The 22392-nt window shown below is 42.7% G+C and carries 21 protein-coding genes; 8 read left to right on the plus strand and 13 right to left on the minus strand.

Translation table 11 applies throughout. The annotated features are described in order from the left end of the window. Positions 1-55: 55 nt before the first annotated feature. A complete protein-coding gene (locus tag ORI98_RS07595; protein ID WP_261298342.1) occupies positions 56-712 on the minus strand; it encodes a TetR/AcrR family transcriptional regulator in 657 nt (218 codons plus the stop codon). A gap of 133 nt (positions 713-845) precedes the next feature. Here ORI98_RS07595 and waaA point away from each other — a divergent pair, with 133 nt between their 5' ends. Further along, positions 846-2111 (plus strand): lipid IV(A) 3-deoxy-D-manno-octulosonic acid transferase, encoded by a 1266-nt coding sequence (gene waaA / locus ORI98_RS07600; RefSeq protein WP_306134818.1) that lies wholly within the window; start codon positions 846-848, stop codon positions 2109-2111. 6 nt (positions 2112-2117) lie between these two features. On the opposite strand, the gene ORI98_RS07605 is transcribed toward waaA, so the two are convergent. Continuing rightward, the gene (locus ORI98_RS07605; protein WP_306134819.1) at positions 2118-2852 is read right to left on the minus strand and encodes a 3-deoxy-D-manno-octulosonic acid kinase; all 735 of its coding nucleotides are present in this window, start codon (positions 2850-2852) and stop codon (positions 2118-2120) included. A 102-nt stretch (positions 2853-2954) separates the two neighbouring features. Here ORI98_RS07605 and ORI98_RS07610 point away from each other — a divergent pair, with 102 nt between their 5' ends. The 3 genes from ORI98_RS07610 (at position 2955) to ORI98_RS07620 (ending at position 6141) form a co-directional block, all read left to right on the plus strand. Next, the gene (locus tag ORI98_RS07610; protein WP_261298339.1) at positions 2955-3986 is read left to right on the plus strand and encodes a glycosyltransferase family 9 protein; all 1032 of its coding nucleotides are present in this window, start codon (positions 2955-2957) and stop codon (positions 3984-3986) included. Between the two features lie 138 nt (positions 3987-4124). After that, entirely contained in the window at positions 4125-5204 is a 1080-nt protein-coding gene (locus ORI98_RS07615; RefSeq protein WP_306134820.1) for a glycosyltransferase family 9 protein, read from the plus strand. Continuing rightward, positions 5197-6141, plus strand: a complete 945-nt coding sequence (locus ORI98_RS07620; protein ID WP_306134821.1) for a glycosyltransferase — start codon at positions 5197-5199, stop codon at positions 6139-6141. Before ORI98_RS07615 ends, ORI98_RS07620 begins: the two co-directional genes overlap by 8 nt. 162 nt (positions 6142-6303) lie before the next feature. Here the strand turns inward: ORI98_RS07620 and ORI98_RS07625 are convergent, their stop codons facing one another. Beyond that, entirely contained in the window at positions 6304-7110 is an 807-nt protein-coding gene (locus ORI98_RS07625) for a glycosyltransferase family 2 protein (RefSeq protein WP_306134822.1), read from the minus strand. A gap of 310 nt (positions 7111-7420) precedes the next feature. Here ORI98_RS07625 and coaD point away from each other — a divergent pair, with 310 nt between their 5' ends. Both coaD and ORI98_RS07635 read left to right on the plus strand, forming a co-directional pair. Beyond that, entirely contained in the window at positions 7421-7927 is a 507-nt protein-coding gene (coaD, locus tag ORI98_RS07630; protein WP_306134823.1) for a pantetheine-phosphate adenylyltransferase, read from the plus strand. Between the two features lie 4 nt (positions 7928-7931). Next, a complete protein-coding gene (locus ORI98_RS07635; RefSeq protein ID WP_306134824.1) occupies positions 7932-9425 on the plus strand; it encodes a capsule assembly Wzi family protein in 1494 nt (497 codons plus the stop codon). An 81-nt stretch (positions 9426-9506) separates the two neighbouring features. On the opposite strand, the gene mutM is transcribed toward ORI98_RS07635, so the two are convergent. The 8 genes from mutM to ORI98_RS07675 form a co-directional block, all read right to left on the minus strand. Continuing rightward, positions 9507-10322, minus strand: coding sequence for a bifunctional DNA-formamidopyrimidine glycosylase/DNA-(apurinic or apyrimidinic site) lyase (gene mutM, locus ORI98_RS07640; protein WP_306134825.1), 816 nt, complete (start codon positions 10320-10322; stop codon positions 9507-9509). Between the two features lie 71 nt (positions 10323-10393). Further along, on the minus strand, positions 10394-10843 hold the full coding sequence (locus tag ORI98_RS07645) for a hypothetical protein (RefSeq protein ID WP_261298334.1): 450 nt from the start codon (positions 10841-10843) through the stop codon (positions 10394-10396). A 59-nt stretch (positions 10844-10902) separates the two neighbouring features. Further along, entirely contained in the window at positions 10903-11886 is a 984-nt protein-coding gene (moaA, locus tag ORI98_RS07650; protein WP_261298333.1) for a GTP 3',8-cyclase MoaA, read from the minus strand. Positions 11887-11972: 86 nt separating this feature from the next. Then, the gene (locus tag ORI98_RS07655; RefSeq protein ID WP_306134826.1) at positions 11973-13784 is read right to left on the minus strand and encodes a bifunctional molybdopterin-guanine dinucleotide biosynthesis adaptor protein MobB/molybdopterin molybdotransferase MoeA; all 1812 of its coding nucleotides are present in this window, start codon (positions 13782-13784) and stop codon (positions 11973-11975) included. 17 nt (positions 13785-13801) lie between these two features. Continuing rightward, positions 13802-14410, minus strand: coding sequence for a molybdenum cofactor guanylyltransferase MobA (gene mobA / locus ORI98_RS07660; protein ID WP_306134827.1), 609 nt, complete (start codon positions 14408-14410; stop codon positions 13802-13804). Beyond that, positions 14394-15146: an ATP-binding cassette domain-containing protein gene (locus ORI98_RS07665; protein WP_371931135.1), complete on the minus strand. Its 753-nt coding sequence runs from the start codon at positions 15144-15146 to the stop codon at positions 14394-14396. The genes mobA and ORI98_RS07665 overlap by 17 nt, the downstream gene beginning before the upstream one ends. Then, positions 15146-15853, minus strand: coding sequence for an ABC transporter permease (locus ORI98_RS07670; RefSeq protein ID WP_261298330.1), 708 nt, complete (start codon positions 15851-15853; stop codon positions 15146-15148). The genes ORI98_RS07665 and ORI98_RS07670 overlap by 1 nt, the downstream gene beginning before the upstream one ends. Further along, positions 15850-16641, minus strand: a complete 792-nt coding sequence (locus ORI98_RS07675) for a substrate-binding domain-containing protein (RefSeq protein WP_261298378.1) — start codon at positions 16639-16641, stop codon at positions 15850-15852. The genes ORI98_RS07670 and ORI98_RS07675 overlap by 4 nt, the downstream gene beginning before the upstream one ends. A gap of 336 nt (positions 16642-16977) precedes the next feature. On the opposite strand from ORI98_RS07675, the gene ORI98_RS07680 reads away from it, so the two are divergent. Together ORI98_RS07680 and ORI98_RS07685 are read left to right on the plus strand one after the other, a co-directional pair. After that, positions 16978-18354: a sigma-54 dependent transcriptional regulator gene (locus tag ORI98_RS07680; RefSeq protein ID WP_261298329.1), complete on the plus strand. Its 1377-nt coding sequence runs from the start codon at positions 16978-16980 to the stop codon at positions 18352-18354. Between the two features lie 44 nt (positions 18355-18398). Then, positions 18399-20486 carry a cache domain-containing protein gene (locus ORI98_RS07685; protein WP_280925408.1) on the plus strand — a complete coding sequence of 696 codons (2088 nt, stop codon included), beginning with the start codon at positions 18399-18401 and terminating at the stop codon, positions 20484-20486. 428 nt (positions 20487-20914) lie between these two features. Here the strand turns inward: ORI98_RS07685 and ORI98_RS07690 are convergent, their stop codons facing one another. Together ORI98_RS07690 and ORI98_RS07695 are read right to left on the minus strand one after the other, a co-directional pair. Further along, entirely contained in the window at positions 20915-21391 is a 477-nt protein-coding gene (locus tag ORI98_RS07690; protein ID WP_306134828.1) for a GNAT family N-acetyltransferase, read from the minus strand. Positions 21392-21697: 306 nt separating this feature from the next. Beyond that, positions 21698-22360 carry a 7-cyano-7-deazaguanine/7-aminomethyl-7-deazaguanine transporter gene (locus ORI98_RS07695; protein WP_261298326.1) on the minus strand — a complete coding sequence of 221 codons (663 nt, stop codon included), beginning with the start codon at positions 22358-22360 and terminating at the stop codon, positions 21698-21700. Positions 22361-22392: the final 32 nt, after the last annotated feature.

A 22392-nucleotide genomic window follows, 5' to 3' on the forward strand; every position in this document is an offset into this window, starting at 1 on the left:
AGCAACCCGCATACAAGTGTAGCGGGTTAACGTAAAAAGGTTGGGGGATATTTATTTATGCAGCAACAGCGCGCTCTTGACTTGCCATATCACGATAGTGTTGCTCTAATCTATCAAAAGTGGCAATTGACGAAGGTGTTGAATACGCTTTAAAAATCATCATTACACGTAATAACCCATCGTAAAGAGTGGCTTTGGTAACCGTACCAATGCTGGTTTGAGTGAGTTGATAACTGATCCAAAAACTGACCATCATTTTAATCGTGTCAGCTAAGTCGACTATGCGTTCATCCTCAACGTCTAAAATACCGTCTTTTTTCAGTTTACGTAACACATCACTTGAACGATTTAATACTTGCTGTTGGGCATGAAGGTAGCGTTTTTTAAGGGCTTCATCTCGGCTAAGAATATCGGCTAAATTGGCATACATAAAGCGGAACTGCCATAAAGTATAAAACATGGCATCGAAGTAACCGATCAGCAAGTCGACAGTAATGGGCACATCATCATAGGGTTTAAAGCCAGATTCTAAATGACTTTCATATAAGCTAAATATGGAATTGATGATGTCTTCTTTATTGCGAAAGTGATAATACAAATTACCCGGGCTGATACCTAAGTGGGCTGCAATATGATTGGTTGTGGTGGCACGTTCGCCGTGCTCATTAAACAGCTCAAGGCTTGCAAAAACAATTTTATCGCGGGTTTTCATGCAGTTTCCAAATTTAACAAAAGTCATTTACGCGTTCAGCGACATGATAATCGAGCGTCCATATCCCTATGAATTATGATTATGTTAACATTGTGTTTATCTGACAAGTGAAAATCTCAAAAGTAGCCAATTAATGTCTCGAATTCTGTATTCCATTTTTCTATATCTGCTGTTTCCATTGGTTGTGATGTATTTTGCCGTGCGCGCCTACAAGAGCCAGGATTATCGTAGCCGCTGGAATGAACGCTTCGGATTGTGCAAATGGGCTAAAACCGATGTTATCTTTCATTGTGTATCAATGGGTGAAACCTTAGCCGCAGTGCCTTTAATTAAAAAGCTGATGGTGGCTTATCCTGATTATCGATTTACCATTACCACCACCAGTCCAACAGGTTCGAATGAGGTGATTAAAGCCTTTGGTGATAGCGTACAACATTGTTATTTACCGTTAGATTTTTCCTACGCGGTGAAACGTTTTTTACGTCAAACTCAACCTAAGATGCTTATCATCATGGAAACCGAATTGTGGCCAAACTTATTGTATTTTGCCGATAAACAACAGGTGAAATTGGTGCTGGCCAATGCACGTCTTTCGGCAAAATCAGCGCAAAAATACCAAGATAAAGCATGGCTAACTAAACCTATGCTAAAACGATTAACGACGCTTGCGGTGCAAACGCAAACTGAGGCAGACCGATTTGCCGCGTTGGGTATCGCAGTTGATAAAATACAGGTTTGTGGCAGTGTAAAGTTTGATTTGAGCATTGATGTACTAAAACAGCAGCAGGCGACATCACTAAGACAACAATGGCAGCGCACAGATGCGCCTGTCTGGGTGGCGGGCAGTGTGCACCCTGGCGAATTCGATGCAATGCTGAATGTGCATAAACAAATTTTAGCGCAATACTCTAATGCATTATTGATTATGGCTCCGCGCCATCCTGAGCAGTTTAACTTGGCGGCTATAACCGTTACTCAATCGGGATTGCAGTTAGCGCGACGCAGCATGAATGACGAGGTGAATGAGCAAACCCAGGTATTATTGGGCGATACTATGGGCGAACTCGTGATGCTGTATGGTGCGGCAGATCAAGCGTTTGTGGGTGGCACTTTAATTGATAACGGCGGCCATAATCCATTGGAACCTGCAGCCATGGGGCTAACGGTAACAGTAGGCCCAAATCACTGGGATTTTGCTGAAATTACCGCATTGCTTGAACAGGCGGGCGGGCTAAAAGTGGTTGCCAATCAAGATGCGCTAGCAACCACGTTACTGCATTACTTTGCCGATAAGCAGGCTTACCAACAAGCGGCACAAGCTGCGACGAATGTCGTAGAACAGAACCGCGGCGCGTTAGATAAGCAGTTCCAACTTATTGCGCAGCAGTTAAAGGGATAGCCATATTTACAGGTCAATCGGGTTGAGTGTTTGATACCCATCTAGCAATTGCTGCCAATTTTGACGATTGAATTGTAAAGCGGATAGCTTTGTTTGTTCTTTATTAAATGAGCGCAGCAATCTTTGTAAATTCGCCTGTTGCCACTTGGACTGCGGCGATTTGATTTCACCGCGGTCAAAATCAATCAAATAAAATTGCTCAGCAGAAATTAAAATGTTTTTCGCGTTGAGATCCGCATGGTATACGCCTCTCAGGTGAAATTTAGCGATAGTCTCGCCTAACTTCTTCCATAGCTGGCTCTCCATAGCTTGGTGTGCTAAATGAGCCACTAGATCTTTGGCGCCGTCAACGCGTTCAATAATAATATCGGCTCGATACCATAAACCAAAGCGTTCAATTTTTGCAGCAATCGGATTAGGTACGGCAAATCCTTCCTGATAAAGCTGGGCTAATAATGCCAACTCAGCGTATGCGCGCGTTCGGCTTAATCCTGTGTATAGGTAAGCATCACGGCTAAACTTCTCCATCAGTCCGCCACGCCAATAATGTCGTAAAACCCATTGTTGGTGTTGATGCTCAGCACCAGTTTGTACAAACCAAGTGGTATAACGTCCTTTTGATTGGCCCACCACGGCATTTTGACTTTGCCAATATTCCACCGTAAAACTATCGACAGTTAATGTTTCTGCGGATGAAGGGCACCAAGCGATGACGCCATTGGAGATAGATTTTACCTGCATGAATACTTGATAACCCTGCTAGATCAAAAAGACATTATACATTAAGATCACAGACTTGCATTCACTGGCAACCTTGCTGACTTAACCTAATGTTGGATACTCATGACGTTTGACCCTAAGAACATGAAATCATTGTGCCTTTTAAGGTTATCTGCCATTGGGGATGTCTGCCATGCCGTGGCGATGGTTCAGGCTATTCAGCGTGAATACCCTCAGTTACCTATTACCTGGGTAATAGGTAAAGTTGAATACCAGTTGTTAAAGCATCTGCCAGGGGTCAATTTTGTTATTTTTGATAAATCAAAAGGTTGGCGAAGTTATGTGGCTTTGCGTAACACATTGGCAGGACAACAGTTTGATGTGCTATTGCATATGCAGGTGGCATTAAGGGCAACAATAGCATCATTAATGATTAAGGCTAAAGTACGCATTGGTTTTGATAAAAAGCGCGCCAAGGAAGGTCAGTGGTTAGTAACAAATCACGCTATTGCACCTCAGGACACTCCGCACGTTTTAGATGGTTTTATGGGATTCGCCAAAAGCATTGGCGTGAAAGATATCGCCCCACGTTGGCATATTCCGGTGCCACAAGCTGACCAAGATTATGCTCAATCATTGATTGCTGATAATGAAAATGTGTTAGTTATCTGTCCAGCAGCCAGTAAAGCTGAGCGTAATTGGTTACCTGAACGTTATGCGGCAGTCGCGGATCATGCCGTGCTAAAAGGGTACAGGGTGATGCTGTGTGGCGGGCCGAGTGAGCTAGAACGCAATTTAGCGGCAAATATTATTGAACATGCTCAATGTGATATTGATAATCTCATTGGTAAAACTACCTTAACCCAGTTACTTGCGGTATTAAAACGCGCGAAAATTGTCATGGCTCCAGATACCGGCCCCTTGCATATGGCTGTTACTCAGAGTACTGCAGTGATTGGCTTGTATGCGCATTCCAATCCCGGCAGAACCGGCCCTTATTTTTATCGTGAAAACACGGTAAATGTTTATCCGCAAGCGATAGCCACGCAAGTGCAGGGTGACACTCCTTGGGGGAAACGAGCAAAAGGGGAACATTTAATGCAGATGATCGCGCTAGATAGCGTTATTCAAGTGTTCGATCGCATTTCATCTTAAGCATATAAATGGTATAAATAGCCTCTTCGTTCGCCGTTTATCTAAGTGCATTAATACTCGCTTTATGGATGAGTATCGAGTTATGCCAATTATGGAAAATTAATATTGCCGACTTTATGTAGCAATGGGAAAAGCTTAATGCCAAAAGCGCCTGTTATCTTGTTTGTGCCTGTTTCTTCAGAAGAAGGAATTGGGGAATACATGCGCTCTAAAATCGTGGCTGATGCGATTGTTGCGCGCTGGCCTGATGCCCATATCGAATTTGTACTAAACAGCTTTGCGCCGTATGCCAACGCCTGCCCTTATCCTGCTCATTTAGTCAATGACACACCGACAAAGCGTATTAAAGAAGTTAATCAACTTGTCACTCGTCTAAAGCCCGATTTAGTTGTTTTTGATGCAGCCGGAAGAAAAGCACAATTAAAGCATGCATATAAATGCGGTGCTAAAGTGGTTTTTGTAAGCCAGCATAGACGCAAGCGTGCTCGCGGAATGAAAATTGAGCGAGCTTTAGTGACCCATAGTCACTGGGTCGTGCAACCAGAATTTGTTATTGGTGACATTACCGCATTCGATAAATTTAAACTCAACCTTATCAAACGACCATTACCCATTTTTACCGGCTCTATTTTTGCCAAGCCAGACCGACAACGCTTGCAGCAATTACAAGCATTGTATGGCATTAAGCCTGGACAATATTTAGTGTATAGCTCTGGGTCGGGAGGTCATAAAGTGGGGGCAGAGCTTGCCGCTGATATTTTTGCTCAAACCGCTGCCAATGTATTTAAGCTAACCGGCATACCAAGTTTAATGGTCTATGGGCCTAACTACCCTAAGGCGTTACCTGAAATCGAAGGCGTGATTGCTATTCCTGCATTAACGAGCATCGATTTCATCAGTTTACTGAGTCAGGCCCAGGCCGCTGTGCTCAGTGGTGGAGATACGCTATTACAGGCGATTGCTTTGCATATTCCCACGCTTGCGGTTGCGGTATCAAAGGATCAACCCAGTCGAATTAAGCAGTGTGTCCAGCATCAATTAGTGCTGGGTTGCGATATCAATCCCAAAGATATGACTCACACAGCAAACTTATTAGTAGATGCCGATATCCGACAGAAATTGATTGATGAAATGCTCAAGCAGGGTGATGCTGAGGGGTTAGACATTTGCATGGCTGAGATCACTCGTTTATTAGGCGAGACAGTGAATAATGTCTAAAAGAATTGCACTGGCCATTGATAGTTTGGCTGGTGGTGGCGCAGAAAAAATTGTACTCACCCTTGCCCGTGAATTCAAACGCCTAGGGCATGAACCACATATTTTAGTGTTAAGTCCTCATTGTGATTACGTCTTACCCGCAGATATTCCTGTGCACTTTTGTTTTGATAAAGGTCAACGTCATATTGATGGTCTGTTGACACAACATCTTGCGGTAAAAAAGGTTAAACAATGGGTAACCAGTTTATCGAGCCTGTTAGGGTCGTTTGATGTGTTTTTTTCAAACCTAGACCGAACGAATTTATTATTCACTAAAGCTCAGGTTAAGCCGCTGTATTGTGTGATTCACAATGCCATTGAAGAAGAACTTAAGCGTGAGTTGAAACTCGGCCCTTTGGCATATTGGGCAATGTGGCGGGCAAAAAAAGCATTAAATCACCAGCAGTTAATTACTGTATCAAAAGGCATTGAAGACGATATTATTCAGCGAAAGCGTATTCAAGCAGCATCTATTCAAACCATATACAATCCGTTTGATATTGATGCTATTCGTCATAGTGCTGAGTTACCAAATCTTGATATCCCCAAAGGGGATTACATTATTCATGTTGGTCGGGTGGCAAAGCAAAAGCGGCACGATGTGCTGTTAAGTGCATTTGCTAAGATGCAAACTAAATTACCCTTAGTTTTGTTATGTAATAAGCCTCGAAAAGCGTTGGCGTTAGCTAAAAAATACGGCGTAGCAGATAGAGTCATTTGCCCTGGGTTTCAAGAGAATCCATTTACGTGGATTAAAAATGCGCGTTTATTAGTATTAAGCTCAGATTATGAAGGCTTTGGAAACGTCATCATGGAAAGTTTGATCTGTAATACACCTGTGGTCAGTACCGATTGCCCATTTGGCCCTAATGAAATACTCACCCAAGCATTCGCGTAGTTTTTAGTACCTAGGCGTGAGCCTGCTGCTTTAGCGGATAAAATGGAACTGGCATGAGTGGCTACCCTCCTATTGGTGACACAGACATATTCAAAAAAATTGAGATTGAATACAGTGCTACTCAATATCTAAAACTGATCCCTTAAATAACCTCAAACCCACTTATTTTTGTGCGAACTCATTGAGACCTAATGCGCAGTGAATACTTTTACTCATCTGAATTTGTTTGAGTAGTTTTTCATTTCGACTAAGGTTTTTTCGGCAGTTCTCTTGATGAGCTAAATGATAGGCTACAGCATAAAACTTCACCGTTTTACGTCGTCGGCCTAAATTAATGAGACGTTGGGCAAACTCTTGATCTTCTGGGCCCCAACCTTCAAATTCGGCATTAAAGCCATTAATATCAATGGCATCTTGACGCCAAAAAGCCATGTTGCACGCATGAATGCCTGTGACTGAATAAGGCGATTTCATGCTGAGTTTTTTATGTAACCATAAACATCGAATGGCGAGTTCTCTGCCTCGCGTTATGCCTAAGCTAAAAAATGACAGTGGTTTTGATGCTGGTTTACCAGCTTGTAAAAGTTGCTCGCTAAGAGGGTGACCTAGCTTAATCCTTTTACCTGTGACGAAATAACCAGGTTGAGCAACCTCGAGATGATCTGCGATAAAGTGTTTATCCAGTACCATGTCACCATCAATTAAAATAATATAGTCATGACTGGCTAAGGCAATCGCCTTGTTTCGGCTGCGTGATAATCTAAAGCCATTATCTTCTTGCCAACTATGAATGATTGGCATAGTAAATTGAGGGCGTAATAAGGCAATTAATATGGCGGTTTCTTCATTAGAGCCATCATCGGCAATGATAATTTCATCGGGCAAGTGCTGTTGGGTTAATATGCTTAGTAACACGGTTTTTAATGCAGCAGGCCAATTATAAGTTGTTATAATTAAGGTTGTTTTCATTTTGAAATTGGCTCGTTTTTGGATACTGTTTGCAGAGTAATTTATTTTAATAATTTGGCAATTTTTTCACCGTTTAGCGTTAATAGGCTGTTGTCAGATACCTTGTTTGTGTTCAAAAACGAATAAGTTTCACAAAAAGGTAGCTTAAATGTTGTGTAAATACTGGGATGCGACACAGTAGGTGATAGCTGTTTTGGCGGTTAACTTATACGTTAATCATTATTGAAAATATGCTATGTTATGCATATTAAAAATGGCAGGTGCTATTGTCGATTTACTTTCACCTCTATTGCCTTATAGCTGAGGATCTATGCACAGAAGAGCGATTTACCCAGGAACGTTTGATCCTGTCACTAATGGACATGCTGATTTAATTGAGCGCGCAGCTCGTTTGTTCAAACATGTCATTATTGGCATAGCATCTAATCCTTCTAAACAACCCCGATTCACCCTTGAAGAGCGGGTTGAACAAGTCAATTTGGTCACCGCGCATTTAGATAATGTTGAAGTGGTGGGGTTTACGGGGTTATTAGTGGATTTTGCCAAGGAGCAAAAGGCGAGTGTGTTAGTGCGTGGGTTAAGAGCAGTGTCTGACTTTGAGTATGAATTTCAACTAGCCAATATGAATCGTCGTCTAAGCCCCAATTTAGAAAGCGTCTTTTTAACCCCTGCGGAAGAAAATTCTTTTATTTCTTCAACGCTTGTCAAAGAGGTGGCGTTGCATGGGGGCGATGTGTCTCAATTTGTACATCCACAGGTGGCAACAGCACTTGCGGTTAAAATTGCGCAAATAAAAGCGCAGCAACAAGGTAAATAAAGTTATGTTAAATGGATTTAAACCCTCGTTATTGGCCATTGCATTGTCAATGTTAGCTGTTACCCAAAGTGAGCAAGCACAAGCCGCTCCCTGGGTGGATACGTCAGATATTTATTTAAGAGCCGACATTCAAGCGTTGGCAGATGCCGGCGTGATCACTGTGCCAGTTAACACGTATCCACTAATGTGGTCCGGCATTGGTGTTGATTTAAATAAAGCTGAACCATCACTCATGTCTGCCGATCTTGTTGATGCGTTTGCGCGAGTGAATTTTTATTATCAAAATGCCATGAATAACCGTGGCAATACCAAGCTAAAAGCCACAGTGGCAACCGATCCTGCTCGTTTTCAACATTTTGGTTCTGACTATCGTGAAAAAGGTGAGTTAGTCGGTAGCCATGAATATATGGGTGAACGTTTTGCTTATAAGGTGAGTGCTTCTGCAAATTATGATCCATCAGATGATAAAGACGTGCGTTTAGATGACTCATATTTGTCAATGATCTTGGGAAATTGGAGCATAACTGCAGGCACTTTGAGTCAATGGTGGGGACCGGGATTTGATTCGTCATTGCATAAGTCAAACAATGCTCGTCCAATGCCATCGTTAATGTTTAGCCGTAATAATGCTCAAGCATTTGAAACACCATGGCTATCTTGGTTGGGAACTTGGACCTTAACCGGTGGTGTAAGTATGTTTGAAAAAGAACGTTATGCACCACATGCTTTGCTGTGGAATTTGCGCAGTTCTATCAAGCCGTTAAAGCAGATAGAAATGGGGCTATCATGGACGGTACAATTTTGTGGTGAAGGGCAAGAATGTGATTTTGAGAGTGCCTGGAAGTCCATTACTGGCCAACGTGATTGTCGCGAAGAAAATGGCTTTGGTTGTAGTAACTATGGCAATCAAATGGCTGGCTTTGACATGCGTTTTAGCGAAACAATTTATGATGTGCCCGTGGGATTATATCTTGAGCGTACCTGTGAGGATTCGAAAGGTAAACCTTGGCAGATTGTAGACTGCGGCATGATGATGGGGGCAGATACCCGCTTTGCTTTTGACAGTCAACAATACAAATTGTTTTTTGAATATTCCGACACCATGGTGGCGTGTGGCACAGATCAAAACGTATTTAATTGTTTTTACGAACACAGCACTTATCAAAGTGGCTCGCGTTATTATGGCAGGGCGTTAGGCAGCACCTATGACAGCGATGCCAAAGTGTATGCTTTAGGGTTAGTCGGCCAGTTTAAGGACAGTCATGGCTTGACCTCTATTTTACGTTACGCACAGTTAAATAAAGACGGTATAAACCTAGGCGGTGAGTGGGCACCACAACCACCCAAAGAAGATCTATTGATGCTTGAAGTCTCTTACCGTATGCCGATGTTGTCTGGCATGGTGACCTTCGGTGGCACAGTGTCTAATTCGAAGTTTGAAATTGAAGATAATAAAACCGATGGCTCGGTATTTGGTAATTATGAATATCGTTTTTAAGGCTGAAACAGCTAAGCCCTAGGGCGTTATAAAAGGGAGCTTCGGCTCCCTTTTATATTTGTTTATTATGCCGACGATGATTTATCTAGCCTGACACAGTCCGCAAAAAACAGTTGTCCGCTGACCTAATTTTATCTCAGATAATAAGTTGCCGCAGGTAGTACAGGTCTCACCGCCACGACCATATACATGCAGTTTTTGGGCAAAATAACCAGGTTTACCATCAGCATTAGTAAAATCTTTAAGGGTAGTGCCACCTTGAGTAATGGCATTCGCTAAAATGGTTTTTACTTCAGTGACCAACACAGTTAACCTTGCTATATCAATGCTACCAGCCGCCGCTTGAGGATGGATATTCGCAGCAAATAGCGCTTCATTAGCGTAAATGTTACCCACTCCCACCACGATATGATTATCCATCAAACAGAGCTTTATAGCTTTTTGCTTACCCACTAACGCAGCCTGTAACTGATTAGGGTTAAAGGCGTCGGTAAGAGGTTCTGGCCCCAATTTTGATAATAATGGATGGGCCTCTTCAGGCAGTTCATACCACAACCAAGCGCCGAAACGACGTGGGTCGTTATAACGAAGAATACGACCATTTTGCAGCACTAAATCAATGTGATCATGCTTCTCAGCAGGAGTGCCACGCGGCAAAATACGTAAACTGCCCGACATGCCTAAATGCACGATAGTGATGCCTGCATCCGTATCTATTAGTAAATACTTGGCTCGGCGGCGGACGCTTTTGATAGTTTGCCCAACAATATTTTGCGCAACATCGGGCACTGGCCAACGCAGTGATGCATTACGAACTATCAGTTGTTCAACGGTTTGATCAACAAGATAGGGGGCAACGCCTTGGCGGGTGACTTCAACTTCTGGCAATTCAGGCATGGTTTATTGTTCCACTTTAGGGTTGATTGCTTTTCTTCGGCGGCTGATGTTTGGTGCTTTAAATCGCAACCCTAAGATTGTACGTTAACGATTGGCAATAGATCAGTACGTAAACTCGGGGGGATTTGATACCAATTAAAGCTGGGTGATTGCAACAAGCCTTCTTCTGCAAACAATAACCATACTTGGGCATCATCGATGTTTTCTATGGATAAGATGATTTTTATTGCTGAAGAGGTATGTACAGGCTCTGTTTCCAACGCTGAAATGGCGATGCTTTTCCAGGCCGCAACCCATTGCTTACAATTAAGCACGTTATCTGAACATTGCCACAGCCCTTGATTATTGACAAAAGATTGGGCATTAATTTGCAATTGTTTTAATGGTAATTCGCTATCAAATAGTGGCATAGCATCCGCAGGCAGTTGCGTGGTTTTGCTATCTATAAAGGTTAATACTGCAATCATCATTGCGCTGGCAAGAATAATAATCGTATTCCATTTTTTGCGTGATAAAGCCATAAACTCAACTAGGTGATTGATGATACTTCAAGTTTATCATCTATCACCCAAAATACGAATTACCCCCCAGTTGCATTCATGAATCGTAGAATTTGCACGCCTTCCTGATCAAAATGATGCGATTGAGGTTTAAATTTGATACCCGATAAAATGGCGGCTTTTAAGCGTTCAATATCGGCGGGAAACGCTCTGACTATGGCTTTTAAATCAATCGAGTTTTCATTGCCTAAGCATAATAGTAAGCGTCCTTCTACCGTTACCCTGACACGATTACACTCATGGCAAAAGTTATTACTGTGCGGCGAAATAAAGCCAATATGAATGTTACTGTCAGCCATTTTAAAATATTTTGCCGGTCCGCCAGTTCGTTTGCTTGAGGGCACTAAAGCATAATGTTGCTCGATTAATTGGCGCACTTCAGCACTTGAGCAATGCCTACTACGTTTACGTTCATCCATCACACCCAGAGGCATCTCTTCGATAAAAGCGATATCTAAGTTACGTTGTCTGCAGAAGTTGACTAAATCAATGACTTCATGATCATTTTGACCACGCAAGATAACCGCATTGATTTTTATTTTGCTAAAGCCCGCAGCAATAGCGGCATCGATACCGGCAATCACTCGCGCTAATTTGCCATTACGTGTTAGTTGGGTAAATAACGTCGGGTTCAGGGTGTCTAAGCTGATATTTAACCGAGATAAGCCATTGTCATATAGCGGTTTTGCGAGTTTTGACAAGCGTGAGCCATTGGTGGTCATCGACAAGTCTTCTAAGCCGGGTAATTTACCCAATAATTTCACCAACTGGTCGCAATCGGTGCGCACTAACGGCTCACCACCCGTTAAGCGGATTTTTTTTACGCCAAGTTCTGTAAACGCTTGTGCTACCCATGAAAGCTCTTCTAAAGATAACACTTGCTCGCGAGGCAAAAACTCAGGGTCTTCACTCATGCAATATACACAGCGAAAATCACAGCGATCGGTTACCGATAATCGCAGATATTCTACCTGTCGATTAAACCCATCTACAATTTGGCTCATATGTTACCTACTTTACCTACTACGTTTGCCTATCCGTTTGGCGGTATTGATGCAAATTAAGCATTCTCGCGAATGCTTAAATCATGTTAAAGCACAGCGGCGAATGGTTGAATAAAGACACGCTGGCCTTGAGCGATATGATCATCCTTTTCACCAATTACGATAAGGCAATTTCCCGTTACCATTGAACTCAGCATGCCAGAGCCTTGCGCCCCAGTTGAACTCACATGCACTTGGCCATCGCCAGCAATATGGTAAATACCCCGTAAAAACTCAGTGCGACCGGTTTTGCTGCGCAAAAACTCATCAGCAATTGCAGGAATATACTGAGGTTGCCATGTTTGCTCGCCAGCAAGCTTACGCAAAGCAGGTTGCACAAACTGTAAAAATGACACCATAACTGCGACAGGATTTCCGGGTAATCCAAAAAATAGGCTGTTATTTATCTTACCCACAGCCAGTGGTCGCCCTGGTCGCATATTGATTCGCCAAAAGTTAATTTCGCCAATCTTAGCTAACACTGTTTTGATGTAATCGGCGTTACCAACAGATACTCCACCGGAGCTAATGATAATGTCGGCTTGCTCAGATGCTTTAAGCAACGCAGCAGTTAATGCGGTTTCATTATCTTCAATAATGCCTAAGTCGATAATGTTACAACCCAATTTACGTGCCATGGCTTTGATGGTGTAGCGGTTTGAATCGTAAATACAGTTAGGTTTTAAAGGCTCACCAGGTTGGCTGACTTCATCACCAGTAGAGAATACCGCAACCGTTGGTGCTTTTACGACGTTAGCTTGAAAACAGCCTAATGAGGCTAACAAGCCTAACTCTGCCGCAGCCAAACGAGTGCCTTTACTAAGTGCGACAGCATTTAAAGCTATATCTTCGCCAGCTAAACGCACATGTTGGCCTATTTTAATGCTGGCCGCGTCTAATAATTTAACCTGGTTGTCTTGGATTTCGCATAGCTCTCGGGGCTGAATGGTATCGACGCCTTGTGGTACAGGAGCACCAGTCATAATACTCACGGCTTGGCCCGGTTGTACGACGTTGTCATATCCGTGGCCTGCGAGTACCTCAGCAACAACCTGTAATGGCGCAGCGCTGGCTACATCACTATACGCAAAACCGTAACCGTCCATTGCTGAGTTGGTGTACTGTGGAACGTTAACTGGTGAAATACAATCACTGGCCAGTACGCGATTATCTAATAGATCTAAGTCCACCATTTCGTGATCATTGATGGGGGATACTTGACTGAGAATATGTTTGATACCCTCAGCAACAGAAAGACCTTGCTGAACATTATGTGGTGTTTCTGCTGATGCTAAATCAATCGGCAATATCACCTCAGGTGCTTGCCAGTTTTGTTGATATTGCACCACGAAATCGGCAATTTGACCGACATTATTGAGGTCTAATCGAGTAAGTTCTCTCGGTGTTTGGGTTTCATCGCAACAGGCTATAGCGACAATGTTGTCATCATGGGTATGAATAAAAGGTTTACCGTGTGAGGCTCGATGAAGTTCAATTTTAGGTAATGCTAACTTTTTGAAACCTTCCACTAACACTATGTCGACTTTGTCGGCTTCAATCTGCTTTAGCAAATGCGGTAAGCTGGGATCAGAATCTAACGCTTCCTCAGTCATCAATGCCCAGCGAACGTGCGATGCCACCAACATTTGTTTGGCGCCAGCTTTACGCATTTCATAGCTATCTTTACCGGGTATATCAACATCAAAATTATGATGAGCATGTTTGATCACTGCTAGGCGCAGACCGCGACGATTTAGCTCAGGGATCAGTTGCTTTAATAATGTGGTTTTGCCTGTGCCACTGTATGCACAAAAGCCAAGAACGGGGATCGACAGTGGATTGTTAAACACACAAGACATAATTACCTCTATTTTAGTTACTGCGCTATTTGCTCGGCTAGTTGTTGTTTTTGTTCTGGTGTATTGACGTTAATAAATGCGCTGGGTTGATCGGCAAAACTGGTCACTTCATAGTGATGTTTAGCATACCAAAAATCGATTTTACGTTCGCCCGCATCTAAAAAGGCTTTCATGGAATCCCGTAAATTGGGTTTGAGTAATAACACCACAGGTTGCTCGCGTTTACCGTCGCTAGCCACCACAAGTTCGGCATCCGTTTGTTGCATAGTAGCCAGCATTCTACAGGCTAAGTCATGGGGCAGAAGTGGGCAGTCACAAGGCACTACCAGTAACAGATCCGCCTGAGTGTGACCCATGGCAGTGATCATGCCAGCAAGAGGACCTAAGTAACCAGAATCCATATCACTCATCACCTCATAACCAAACTCGCTATAACGCTGTTGATTTCGATTAGCGTTGATCATGATGCGCTGCACTTGCGGCGCTAAACGGTCAATAGTATGGCTTATCATGGGTTGGTTATTAAGCTCTACTAAGCCTTTATCATCACCGCCCATGCGTCTTGCCATACCGCCCGCAAGAATGACGGCTTCAATTGTTGGTGAGTGTTCATTTGGCGATGACATAGTGAGATCCCATTACTGAATTATCTTGTTGAGTGTCTAAATTAGGTACATGTTGACTGGTATGGATGACTTGATCTTTGATATGCCAATGTTGTTGACATAATGCCGTTAACCCACAGGTTTGATGGCTACTGATCAGTAAACCTGTGCCTTCAATTTTCAATTGATTGATCATCGCCAGTACCAGTCGCTGCGAATGTTTGTCCATATTTGAAATCGGCTCATCCAACATCAGCAACTTAGGCTGACAAATCCAGGCTCTTGCAATGGCAAGACGTTGGCGTTCACCGCCAGATAAATCACTGGCTGAATGTTGAAGTAAATCTGATAATTGTGCCATATTGATGGCTTGTTCAAGACGTTGTTGCAGTGCCTTAGTGCGGATTTTTCTTACGGGTAATCCATAGGTAAGGTTGTATTTTACCGTGCCATCAAACAAATAAGGGTGTTGATGTAAATAGACGGCTTTACCCAGTAATGAATCAGACTGCCACCATGCTGGCCGACTAAAACCTTGGCTGAATACATAACCTTGTGAGGGCTTGAGTAATCCAGCCAATATTTTCATCAGCGTCGATTTACCCGATCCATTATCGCCTTGCAAATAAATCACATCGCCTTCTACAAAACGCAGTTTGTGAGCACTGAATAACCTGCGAGCGTCAAATTGCATTAATAAATCAGTAGCTTCGACAGCTGCTTTAATCTGTGGCGGTAAAGATGTCGATTGGATCATTAATGGCTCCTAGGCAGGGCTTTACCCCGTAATGAACCTAGTGCGAAATTAAGCACTAATGCCAAAATCAACAATACTAACCCCAAGGCAATGGCTTGGGCAAAATCGCCTTTGCTGGTTTCTAATGCAATCGCGGTAGGAATATTGCGGGTGACATTCATGATATTCCCACCGACCATCATAGAACAACCCACTTCGGTTAAAATACGGCTGAAAGCGGCAACAATGGCAAGTAATAGGGCTACCCGTAACTCACGACACACGGTCCAAATCGCCATTAGCCAATTGGCGCCTAAGGTGCGTGATGTTTCCCATGCGCGGCGATCCACACTGGCAAATGCTGCTTGTGATAAGGCCACTAACACTGGCGCGCAAATTAACATTTGCCCAAATATCATGCCGTTTTGGCTAAATAACCATTTTAAGTCACCCATGGCACCGTTGCGCGTCAGTAATAAATACACCAACAAACCAATCACAACAGTGGGAATGGATTGTAAGGTTTGAATTAAATTAGTCACAATCCAGCGGCCAGGAAAATGCGTAAATGCGAGAAAAAATCCCAGCATTATAGAAGGAATTAAGGTGATAAAAAGTGCCGCAAACGAGACGGAAAAGGACACATTAATAATTGACCATACATCGGGGTCAAAAGATAGCAGCAAGCGAAATGCTTGCTGCAAAAGGGCTAACCAGCCTTCACTCATTTTTGATAAGTTGCCTTAAACAATTGCTCTCCTTGCACTGTGAATTCATTAATCATTTTTTGTGCTTCCGGACTGATTAACCAGTCACTTAATGCTTGTGCACCTTGATGATTTAGCTCTGGGTATTTTGTCGGGTTGATTAGCATCACTTGATAAGGATTCGCTAACTCTTTGCCACCTTCAAAACTAATGGTTAAATCCAGTTTAGCCTTAAAAGCCACAAAAGTACCACGGTCTGTTAACGTGTAAGCTTGTAACTCGTTAGCCATTAATAAGGTTTTACCCATACCTTGGCCTACTGAAGTATAACCTGCAAAATCGGTTTTTACGTTAGCTTGCTGCCATATCTCTAACTCTTTCATGTGAGTGCCAGAGTTATCACCCCGTGAGATAAAGGCGCTGGGTTTTGCTGCAATACGCTCAAACGCTTCAAGCACACTTTTAGCATCATGGGCACCTGCAGGATCATTTTTAGGTCCAAGTACCACAAAATCATTTTCCATTAAACCACGTGGTTGTACGCCATACCCATCTGCAACAAACTTAGCTTCAGCCACTGGAGCATGTGTCATAACAATATCAACATCACCCTGGCTTGCAAGTTTAATGGCTTGCCCTGTTCCGGTCGCAATAACTTGTACCGAATAACCCGATTTTTTTTCAAACGTAGGTAACAATGCGCTTAATAAACCTGAGTTTTCAGTGCTGGTGGTGGTGGCTAGTTTGATAACACTATGCGCTTCGTGCTCATGAGCTTGTAAAAACGGGCTAAAAGCCAAGCTACTCATTATGCTAAATGAGGCAGTAATACAGGCGATTTTTTTAAACATGAATCTATCCTTTTATACAGTGGTGATATGGCATTATTTAATGCAAAGAACATTAACCCTAAGGTAAATAACAGCTAATGTAGCCCAATGGCTAGCAAGTTAAATGCCAACTGCTTTAAGTGCAAATTCAGTTCACGCCAAAAGCTTAATTTGTGAAGCAGATCCCACGGTGATGAAAAACACATAAGACAAATTGTCCCAAGGTCACTTTTCAGTGGTTCATACTGACCTAACTTGTATCATAAGGTGCTAAAGTGAGTTCAAATTGAGTCAAAATGTCCAACCGGAGCGGTAATGAGTATGTCTACCAGTGTGAATACCAGCATGTCAGTGTTAATTGTTGATGATGAACCCGGTATGCGTAGTTTTTTATCCAAAGCGATGCTAAAAAAATTCGCTTTTGTGGAGACAGCATCAACAATTGCCGAAGCCGAACTACTTCGCAGTCAGGGACATTTTGATGTATTAATTGTTGATATTCGTTTACCCGATCGTTCAGGCATTGAGTGGCATGAAGCGTTAGATGACACCGACCGTCAATCCGATATTATTTTTATGACGGGCTATGCTGATATGGATGTTGCCATTAAGGCCTTACGGGCGGGAGCATCTGATTTTATTATGAAGCCATTTCATCTTGAGCAGATGATGACTGCGGTTGATCGCTGTATTGAAAAACGCTTACTTAAACGTGAAAACTTTATGTTAAAACGTGAGCTTTCCCATGGTCAATCGTCAACGATCATTGGCAGTAGTGACGCTATTAATGAAGTGAAACAAGTTATTGAGCGTGTGGCGCCTACCAATGCAGTGGTATTGATTGAGGGAGAGTCTGGTACTGGTAAAGAGCTTGTCGCTCGGCAGTTACATCAATTAAGTGGGCGAACTGGCCCGTTTGTTCCGGTAAATTGTGGTGCCATTGCACCAGAGTTATTAGCCAGTGAATTGTTTGGTCATATTGCCGGTTCATTTACTGGCGCTAAAACCTCACGGGAAGGATTATTTAATTTTGCCTCGGGTGGCACCATCTTTTTGGACGAGATTGGTGAAATGCCAATGAATATGCAAACTGCATTATTACGGGTACTAGAGCAGCGTGCTATTCGGCCCGTTGGTAGTGAAAAAGAGGTCAATATTGATGTGCGAGTGGTGGCCGCCACTAACCGTTTGCTGGTGGAAGAAGTTGAAAGTGGGCATTTTCGTCGTGACCTCTATTACCGCTTAAATGTGTTGAATATTTTGATCCCGCCTTTACGTGCTAGACCAGAAGATGTGGTTGAATTAACGCATCATTTTACTGTTCAAATCTCCAAAGATTTAGGCATTAAACCTGTGCTCTGGAGTCATGAAGACCTACAAGTATTAAAGCAACATGAGTGGCCGGGTAATATTCGTGAATTGAAAAACATGATTGAGCGTTGCATTTTGTTGGGCAAGCCGCCGGCGGAATATTGGAAAAAATCAGCTACGACTGAAACCATTGAAAACAGCGGTTATCCACTGGATTGGACTTTGAAAGCCGTTGAAAAAGAGCATGTCACTAAAGTAGTCGATGCCCATGAAGGGAATAAGTCTGCCGCAGCAAGAGATCTAGGAGTGTCTCGCAAAACGTTAGATAGAAAGTACAAAGATTGGCTAGGGCATACTTCTGATGAGCAAGAGGAAGGGTAACTGTGTCTTTTTTTAAGCGAATTTTTAATATCAGCTGGCAGCAAATGCAAGCCAAAGTGCGTTATCGGTTATTAATTTTAACACTGCTCCCTATTCTACTGACGCTTGTTAGCCTAGTTTTTATTACCATTTATTGGAATATTAGTTACACCAGCCAGCAGCTATTTATGAAGGTAAAGGCTGATTTAACCGTTGCTGAAAACACGCTGGAGCAAGTGCAAAATCGCCAAGAGCAACAACTGGTGCATGTGGCAAATTCATGGGCATTTCAAACCGCTTTTAAACAGCTACTTCAAGATAAGCACAATCAACAGGCACGTAAAACCATTGCCGAAGTGCTTAATCAAACTAAGCAACAGCTTAGTTTAGACTTCTTGCGGGTGGTCAGCGCGGAACAGCTTAATGGCGATACCGACTTAAATGCTTTGTTGCGGAAAAAAACTAAGTCACCTTCTTCAGGCATGATGGTGTTGTCACCCAAACGCTTAAAAGAGATTGATCCACAATTAGCGCAATATGCCGTCATCGATTTAAAATCGACTCAAAGGGCGCTTGAACCCACAAAAGATCAGGAAAAGCGTGGGTTAATTAGCCGCAGTGTATTGCCAATTATCAACCCAGACTCATCGGTATCTTGGTATCTTGATGGCGGAAACTTGCTCAATAGAGATACTGCGATTGTCGATTACATTCGTAACTTGGTCTACGACAAAGGCACCTTACCTGAGTTGTCTATCGGCACAGTAACCGTATTTTTAGACAATGTGAGAGTCAGTACCAACGTACCGATAAATGCTTCATCCTCGCAGTATTCAGATCAAAATCGCGCTTTGGGCACATTGGTCTCAGAAGAAGTGAGAGAAAAAGTGTTACTGGGAGGCCAACCTTGGGTAGACAGAGCATTTGTATTTAACGACTGGTATATCTCAGCCTATGCTCCCTTGCTTGATATCTACGGTAAGCGTATTGGGATGGTATATACCGGATTTTCCGAAGGGCCCTTTATCAATAATTACCTGTTAAATATCATCGAACTGGGCAGTATTCTCATGTTGGTGTTGTTTATTTCGGGGCTATTGGTTTATCGCGGCGCATATAGCTTGTTAAAACCGATTGAGCGAATTCATCACGTTGTCAAAGCGGTGCAATCTGGTGGCAATGTGCGCATTGGCGAGCTAGGGTTAGACCGAGACAACGAACTCGCAAATTTAGCCGAACAGTTTGATAGCATGCTGGATTTATTACAGCGTCGTAATTTGCAAATTCAGGCCGCGGCAGAACAGCTTGAAGTTAAAGTCGAACAAAGAACTAAAAGTCTGCAAGATAAAACGGAAGAGCTACAACGCAATGTGGCATTATTGAATGAAACCCGTCAGCAATTGGTTACCAATGAAAAACTTACCGCGTTAGGAGAGTTAACAGCAGGTATCGCTCATGAGATTAATAATCCTACCGCGGTGATTTTGGGTAACATGGAGTTATTGAAATTCGAGCTGGGTGACCAAGCTGAACAGGTTTCAGAAGAAATTGAATTGGTTATTCAGCAAGTTGGGCGGATCAGCACCATTATTCGCAGTTTATTGCAGTACAGTCGTCCGGGCGAATTTAATGCTCCGATTGAAATGCATCAGGTCACGCCCATTGTGGAAGAAGTACTAGTATTGGTGCGTCATTCAATTCAAAAGCAACAAGTGGTGCTGATTAAAGAACTCAACGCTAGTTGCCCGGTTGAGGTCAATCGTCCGCAGCTTCAGCAGGTATTAATTAACCTGGTGGTGAATGCCGCCCACGCCATTGAAGCCAAAAAAGAGCCCACTCGAGAGCGTATCTGGATCCGAACTCATGACTGGCTGCAAAACGATGAACCCATAGGGGTTAAAATTGAAGTAGAAGATGAAGGCGTCGGGATCAGTGCTGAGCAGCTGAGCCGTATTTTTGATCCTTTTTATACCACCCGCAAAGATGGTACAGGCTTGGGATTATCATTAAGTTACGGCATTATTAAGCGCCTTGGCGGCACGATTGAAGTGAAATCGACTGAAGGTAAAGGCACAGTGTTTATTATTGGACTTTACTACAAAGCCAAAGATGAACACACCAATAACCCTTACGATGGCTTACATTTTAGTTAACCTCAGTTTGGAATGGCAGTGGCGATAAAGCAGCTGCTTATTTATGCCAGATATTGTGTTAATTTTTATGAAGGAAGAATGAAAATAGGCTGGTGGTTGAGTTGTCAATACGCCTTATTACCAACTAAAAATGCCCAGTTTGAGGTAACGACTCAAATGTGAGATTTATCGTTGGCGATTATTCATCTTTGACTCAGAGCTATCATGGGATTTTTGGTAAAAAAAAGCCGGATGATTAATCCGGCCACAAAGAGTGTGTGAGCAATGTCGTGCTTGCGAACTCAGCGGAATAATAAAGGTGATGAAGCTTTAAAATGTAAACTGAGCTTTGGAACGCACATAAATAATAATCATTCTCATTATCGTTTGCAAGCATTATTAAAAAAGTTATTTAGGCTTTACATTACCATCATTCAAAGTCTGCTCGGCTACTGACTTGCTATAAGATTAAGCTGTTTTTGTAAATGCAGTTTATGCTGGCTAATATTACTTTGATCGGCTTCTATCGCCGTAATTTGATAGTGACGACTGACCAGCATATTCAACATGGCATTAAAGTGGTTACGAGTTTTTACAGATAGAGTGGCATAACCTTTATGTGCCGCCCACTTTTCTTGGTATTCCAACATCGATTTAGCTAAGCCTAACTGACGAAAATCGGGTAATACGCCACCTAACCAACTATAAAACTCAGTATCGTGTCTGGCATAGCCTAATTTGAATCCAGCGGCCTCACCTTCAACATAAGCAATTAAGATTAAGCAAGGTGTAGCGCTTAACCGCTGTTGAATATCCGCTTGGGTGTGTGGACAGTCTAATTCTGGGACTTGTTGCGTCAATTGGGCGATGAGTTGGCAAACTGTGTCGGTTGCATCGGTAAATTCACGAATTTCTAAATTGTACATCTAAGCTCTCCACAAGCGGTATTTGGGACATTTAAAGCCGGTTATTATAACAGGTCTGTCCAGTTGAGTTTATGATTAATTTAAGCCTATAGTTGAACGGAAACTCTGTTGTATCTTCAAGTGCTTAACGAGAAAGGGTGTTTTAGATAGGTACAGGTGTAGGCTGGTTTTACAATATTAGGGAATAAAAAAGCGTGATAGTTTTCACTATCACGCCATGGTAGTACTGAAATGTTGAGCTAATTTAGTTCACATAAGTAGGTGGTTTGTTATGACTACTTATCTCCGCAATGCGGCAATAGCGTGTTATAGAATTCGTACAGAGTGCTGGTGAGTACTGAGCAATTTATCTTGTAATACTCGCAGTAACACTCCGTAAGCCGGTAAGAATAACCCCAAGCTAACAATTAATTTAAAACCATAATCTATGGTGGCAATTTCAGGCCAGTGAACTGCCATAAAGGCATCTGTTGAAGCGTAAAATGCCACACTGAAAAACACCAATGTATCGACAAAGTTACCTATCAAGGTTGAAGCTGCAGGCGCAATCCACCATGCTCGTGCCTGTCTTAATTGGGCAAATACAGTGATATCCATTAATTGCCCTACAAGGTAGGCAACGAAGCTAGCAAAGGCGATACGAAAGACAAAAGTGTTTATTTCTAATAAGGCACTAAACTGCTGAAATTGTCCTTGATGGAATAATACACCAACTAAATACGACACAACTAAAGCGGGCAACATAGCTTTAAAGATAATTTGCCTAGCAGCTTGTTGGCCAAAAATACGTACCGTGAGATCTGTGGCTAAATACACAAATGGAAAGCTAAAGGCCCCCCAGGTAGTGTGATAACCAAACACTTGAAAAGGTAATTGAACCAGGTAATTGCTGGCGCAAATAATCAGTATATGAAAGCTGACTAAAAATAGCAGCGCACGACGCGTTTGCGTCTGAGTAAGTTTTAACATCTTGTGGCCTTTTTATTTGGGTTAGGCGGGGT

Source organism: Shewanella sp. ULN5 (genome assembly GCF_030731885.1).
GTDB lineage: Bacteria > Pseudomonadota > Gammaproteobacteria > Enterobacterales > Shewanellaceae > Shewanella > Shewanella holmiensis.